Source organism: Bradyrhizobium sp., assembly GCF_016462955.1.
Taxonomy (GTDB): domain Bacteria; phylum Pseudomonadota; class Alphaproteobacteria; order Rhizobiales; family Xanthobacteraceae; genus Bradyrhizobium.
Map to the genome: position 1 here is coordinate 1 of NZ_JAEMSD010000433.1, position 5,909 is coordinate 5,909.

Sequence of the window (5,909 nt, forward strand, 5' to 3'; positions counted from 1 at the left end):
CGATCATGTCCTTGCTGAACAGGCCGCTATAACGCAGCGCGCGCTCGTCGGTGACGAGGCGGACGCGAAAGCCGCGCCGGATCAATTCGACGCCGAGCGCCTCGGCCGGAAACAGATGGCCGCCGGTACCGCCCGCGGCGAGAAGAATCAGGGGGGACGTGTCCATGGTGGGGAAGTTTTACAGGGAGTTCTTCGTCATTGCGAGCCGGCTACTTGATGCTCGTGCCCCGGGCGCAGCGCAGCGCGCCGCTCTTCGGCGTGGTGCGCTGCTGAACCGGGGCCCACATCACGCGTAGCTGCGCATCGCCTCAGCGCGGCCGCTCGCCTCGACCTCGGTGCGCGGGCGCAGCCGCGTCAGCGCCAGCATCATGCCGACGCCATAGGCCAGCGAGATGATCGAGGAGCCTCCATAGGAGATGAACGGCAGCGTCATGCCCTTGGCCGGGATGAGCTGCAGGTTCACCGACATGTTGATCGCGGCCTGCACGCCGAACAGGATCGCAAGGCCAGAGGCTGCAAAGCGCGAGAACATGTCCTCATTGGCATAGGCTCGCGACAGCGTGCGCATCACGACGAAGGCGAACAGCGCCAGCATGACCAGGCACAGGATGATGCCGAACTCTTCGGCGGCGACCGCGAACACGAAATCGGTGTGGCTGTCCGGCAGGCTGCGCTTGGCAATGCCCTCGCCCGGCCCGAGGCCGAACCAGCCGCCGTTGTAGAAGGCTTCCATGGCGGTATCGACCTGGAAGGTGTCGCCGGAGGCCGGATTCATGAAGCGCCTGATGCGACCCGCAACGTGCGGGACGAACAGATAGGCGCTGAACAGCCCGGCCGCTCCGAGGCCCGCGAGGCCGAACACCCAGATCATGCGCATCCCTGCGATGAAGAACAGCGAGCCCCACACCATCAGGATCAGCATGGTCTGGCCGAAGTCAGGCTCCATCACCAAGAGCGCGACCAGCATCAGCAGCAGCACCACCGCCATCGAGGTCGCCGGCATCTCCGGCCGCCGCGTCGATTCCGCAAACAGCCAGGCGGCGATGACGACGAAAGAGGGCTTGGCGATTTCGGAGGCCTGAATGTTGACGCCGAGCAGCGTGATCCAGCGCCGCGAGCCCTTCACCTCCGGGCCGAAGGCGAGCGTGAGCACGATCAGGACGATGCTCGCCGCGAAGATGAGCAGGGCCGAGCGGCGGATCGACCGCGGCGACAGGAAGGAGACGCCGAGCAGCACGATGCAGGACGGCACCAGGAACATCACGTGGCGGCTGAAGAAATGAAAGGGATCAAGCCCGATGCGGGTCGCAACCGGCGGGCTCGCCGCCAGCGACAGGATCACGCCGGTCAGCATCAGCGCCAGGATGGCGCCCATCAGCGGCTTGTCGACGGTCCACCACCACTCGGAAAAGGGGGTGCGTTCTTCACGGGAGAGCATGGGCGGCCGCTTTCGGACGGAGGTCGGTCCATTGGTCGCCGAGGTTGGTTACCGGAGGGTTAACATGATGGATCAAGTTGTGGAGAGTCTCGTGCCCCGGACGCAGCGCAGCGCGCCGCCTCTTCGCGGCGTGGTGCGCTGCAGAGCCGGGGCCCAGCTCTCAACGAGTACCGTGTCGCATTCTGGGTCCCGGCTCGCGCTACGCGCGTCCGGGACACGAGAGCGCTGTCACACCACCGGCTTCACGCCCGGCAGCGCCTGCACCAGCTCGCGGAACTTGGTGCCGCGGATCTCGAAGTTGCGGTACTGGTCGAAGGAGGCGCAGGCGGGCGAGAGCAGGACGACGGCGTCGGCAAGCCCCGAGGCTTCCGCATCGCGCGCGGCGTGCTCGACAGCGACGTCGAGCGTCTGGCTGATCTCGTGCGGCACCTCGCTGCCGAGCGTGCCCGAAAATTCCTGCGCGGCTTCGCCGATCAGATAGGCTTTGCGGATGCGCGGGAAGAAGCCGGTGAGACCAGTGATGCCGCCCGCCTTGGGCTTGCCGCCGGCGATCCAGAAAATATCTGCGAACGATGACAGCGCATGCGCGGTAGCGTCGGCGTTGGTGCCCTTGGAGTCGTTGACGAACAGCACGTTGCCGCGGCGGCCGACCTGCTCCATGCGGTGCGCCAGGCCGGGAAAGCTGCGCAGGCCGTTCTGGAGCACATCGAGGCTGATGCCCATCGCGAGCGCAGCGGCGGCGGCGCAGGCCGCGTTCTGCGCATTGTGGAGGCCGCGCAACGAGCCGATACCGCCGAGCGCGGCGACCTCGCTGCGGGCGCCGCCCGAGGCGCTCACGATATTGCCATGCTCGACATAAATGCCGGAGGCGAGCGGATTCTTGACGGAGATGCGCACGACGTTCTTGCCGGCGCGGTCGAGCCGGTCGGCGATGTCACGGCAGAAGCCGTCGTCGACACCGACGATCGCGGTGCCGCCGCCTTGCACGCCGGCGACGAGGCGCTCCTTCACCGCGGCGTAGTGCTCGATGGTGCCGTGCCGATCGATATGGTCCTCGCTGACGTTGAGCAGGATGCCGACGGATGGGTCGAGCGAGGGCGTGAGGTCGATCTGGTAGGACGACATCTCGATGACGTGGACGCGGCCCGTGCGCGGCGGCTCCAGCGACAGGATCGCGGTGCCGATATTGCCGCCCATCTGGGTGTCGTAGCCGGCGACTTTCGTCAGATGAGCGATCAGCGCCGTCGTGGTGGACTTGCCGTTGGTGCCGGTGATGGCGACGAACGGCGCGTTCGGTGCGTGGCGCCGCCGCTCGCGGCAGAACAGCTCGATGTCGCCGATCACCTCGACCCCGGCCTCGCGCGCCTTCAGCACGCTCCAGTGCGGCACCGGATGAGTGAGCGGCACGCCGGGCGCGAGCACGAGCGCGGCGAGATTGGCCCAGGAAACGTTGCGCAAATCCGCACTGATGAAACCGGCCTGCACCGCCTTGGCGACGTTCTCGGCATTGTCGTCGGCGGCGATCACCTCGGCGCCCCCCGCCTTCAAGGCATGGCAGGAGGCGAGCCCCGAGCCGCCGAGGCCGAACACCGCGACCGTCTTGCCGGCGAAGGAGGTGACGGGGATCATGATCCCTCCTCTGTCATTCCGGGGCTCGCGAAGCGAGAACTATGGTGCGCAATTGCGCACCAGAGAATCTCGAGATTCCGGGTTCTCGCTTCGCGAGCCCCGGAATGACGGTGCTGGGCAGTCATCCCCATCACCGCAGCTTCAGCGTGGAGAGCCCGGCGAGCGCCAGCATCACCGAGATGATCCAGAAGCGGATCACGATCTGCGGCTCGGTCCAGCCCTTCTGCTCGAAGTGGTGATGGATCGGCGCCATCCGGAACACGCGCTTGCCCGTGAGCTTGAAGGACACGACCTGCACGATGACCGAAACCGCCTCGAGCACGAACAATCCGCCGATCACCGCGAGCACGATCTCGTGCTTCACCGCGACCGCGATGGCGCCGAGCATGCCGCCCAGCGCGAGCGAGCCGGTGTCGCCCATGAAGATCGAGGCCGGCGGCGCGTTGAACCAGAGGAAGCCCAGGCCCGCGCCGAGCAACGCGCCGCAGAGCACCGCGAGCTCGCCGGTGCCGGCGACATATTTGATCTGGAGATAGTCCGCGAACACGGCGTTGCCGGCGAGATAGGCGATCATCGCAAAGCTCGCGGTCGCGATCATCACGGGCACGATGGCGAGGCCGTCGAGACCGTCGGTGAGGTTCACGGCATTGCCCGCACCGACGATGACGAAGGCGCCGAACACGACGAAGAACCAGCCGAAATGCAGCACTGTGTCCTTCAGGAACGGAACAGTCAGCGCGGTCGAGGCGGGATCGCGGTTCAGCCGCACCAGCGCGTAGCAGGCCACCAGCGCGATCACCGCCTCGATCAAGAGGCGCAGCTTGCTGCCGAACCCGGTCGTGGTTTGCTTGGTCACCTTGAGGTAATCGTCGTAGAAGCCGACGAAGCCGAAGCCGAGCGTCACCGCCAGCACGATCCAGACATAGGGGTTGAGCGGGTTGGCCCACAGCACCGTTCCGACGGTGAGGCCGGACAGGATCATCAACCCGCCCATGGTGGGAGTGCCCTTCTTGGCGAGATGCGATTGCGGACCGTCGGTGCGGATCGGCTGCCCCTTGCCCTGGCGGATGCGCAAATGATCGATGATCCAGGGTCCGAACAGGAAGACGAACAGCGCGCCGGTGACGACGGCGCCGCCGGTGCGGAAGGTGATGTAGCGGAAGACGTTCAGGAAGGTACGAACGGCACCGAAGCCCGGAAATGTGTTTGAAAGTTCGATCAGCCAGTAAAACATTCAGAGGGTCCTATGACGCCTTTGCACATTTGGCCTCGGCCATATCGCGGCCTCAACGTGCCTCACGCGCATTCGCTGGTCTTCATCATCGGGTCGGGCGCGGCCTCAGGAAAGCGGAAGGCCTCGTACCGCAAAGGGTGGGATTCGGGAACGGCGCCTTCCAAGCAGTTTACGCCTTTGCCTGCAAGGCGGCCACCAGCCCCGGCACAAACTTGTTGACCCAGAACATCTTCTTGCTGCCCTTGACAACCACGACGTCGCCTGCCTTCAGCAGGCTCGCGACCTCGCTGGGCTTCAGCGTGGCCGGATCGTCGTGCCAGCCGAGACCCTTGCCTGGCGGCAGCAAGTCGAACAGATGCCGCATCAGCGGTCCGACGCAATAGACGCCGTCGATGCCTTCGAGATATTCGGCGAGGCCGGTGTGGTAGCTCGGTGCGTCCTCGCCGAGCTCGAGCATGTCGCCGAGAACCGCGATGCGGCGGCCGCCGCTCATGTGGCGCGCCTGGAGGCTCTGCAGCGCAGCCGCCACGCTGGCCGGATTGCCGTTGAAGCTGTCGTCGATCACGGTGATGTCGCCGACCGCCTGCTCGACGCCGCGCCCGGTCATGATGCCGACACGATCGAGCTTGATCGCCAGCGTCGCGACGTCGAGATGCGCGGCATGAACGCAGGCGAGCGCGGCCAGCGCATTGTGCACCCGGTGCGGCGCGCCGGGGGTGAGGCTGAAGGCGATCTCCTTCTTGCCGATCGCGGCCACGACCTGCCAGCTCTCGCCGTGCGGCGCGTGCGCGACCTCGTGCACCTCGGCATGCTCGCTGCCGAAGCGCACGACCTTGCCCTTCCATTCGGGCGCCTTGATCCCGGCCGGCAGCACCAGCACGCCAGTCTCGGGCAGGCCGAGCGCAATCGACACCTTCTCCCGCCGGATGGCCTCGAGCGAGCCCAGCTTCTCCAGATGCACCGGTTGGACGTTGACGACCAGCGCGACGGTCGGCTGCGTGAGCTCGCTGAGACGGGCGATCTCGCCTTGCTGGTTCATGCCCATCTCGACCACCCAGAGGCTGGCGTCCCGCCTGGCATTGCACAGCGTCAGCGGCACGCCCCAGAAATTGTTGAAGCTCGAGGGGCTCGCATAGGCATTCGGATAGGCGGCGAGAAATTCCTTGGTGCTGGTCTTGCCGGCGCTGCCGGTGAGCCCGATCACCGGACCGTTGAAGCGCGCGCGTGCTGCGCGCGCAAGGGCCCAGAGACCGTCGATCAGCGTGTCCTTCACGACGATCTGGGGAATGCGGATGCCTGGGATCTCGTGCGGCACGATCATCGCCACCGCACCTGCCGCTTCCGCCTTGTCGGCGAACTCCCAGCCGTCGCGCGCGCTGGCGAAGGCGGAGACGAAGCCGCCGCTCGGCGTGCCGCTGAGGGCGACGAACAGGCTGCCCGGCTTCACCAGGCGGCTGTCCTGTGTGACGAGATCGATCGGCGTCTCCGGAAACGATCCGGCCACACCAAGCGCACGCGCGACCTCGGCAATCGTCCATATCGGCGCGCTCATGCGACCCTCGATGCTAGTGCGGCGGCGACCGCCTCGTGATCACTGAAGGGCAGCAC

General features: G+C 66.4%; 5 protein-coding genes. All 5 read right to left on the minus strand.

Annotated features, from left to right (window positions below):
• The coding region (locus JHD07_RS30780; RefSeq protein ID WP_291628980.1) for a glycosyltransferase at positions 1-166 on the minus strand (166 nt) is incomplete at its 3' end.
• A 120-nt stretch (positions 167-286) separates the two neighbouring features.
• Positions 287-1,438 (minus strand): putative lipid II flippase FtsW, encoded by a 1,152-nt coding sequence (gene ftsW, locus JHD07_RS30785; RefSeq protein WP_291628970.1) that lies wholly within the window; start codon positions 1,436-1,438, stop codon positions 287-289.
• Between the two features lie 228 nt (positions 1,439-1,666).
• The gene (gene murD, locus JHD07_RS30790; protein WP_291628972.1) at positions 1,667-3,067 is read right to left on the minus strand and encodes a UDP-N-acetylmuramoyl-L-alanine--D-glutamate ligase; all 1,401 of its coding nucleotides are present in this window, start codon (positions 3,065-3,067) and stop codon (positions 1,667-1,669) included.
• Positions 3,068-3,197: 130 nt separating this feature from the next.
• Positions 3,198-4,301, minus strand: coding sequence for a phospho-N-acetylmuramoyl-pentapeptide-transferase (gene mraY / locus JHD07_RS30795; RefSeq protein ID WP_291628975.1), 1,104 nt, complete (start codon positions 4,299-4,301; stop codon positions 3,198-3,200).
• Positions 4,302-4,470: 169 nt separating this feature from the next.
• Complete coding sequence (gene murF, locus JHD07_RS30800; protein ID WP_291628978.1) at positions 4,471-5,853, minus strand: UDP-N-acetylmuramoyl-tripeptide--D-alanyl-D-alanine ligase; 1,383 nt, start codon at positions 5,851-5,853, stop codon at positions 4,471-4,473.
• Between the last annotated feature and the right edge of the window lie 56 nt (positions 5,854-5,909).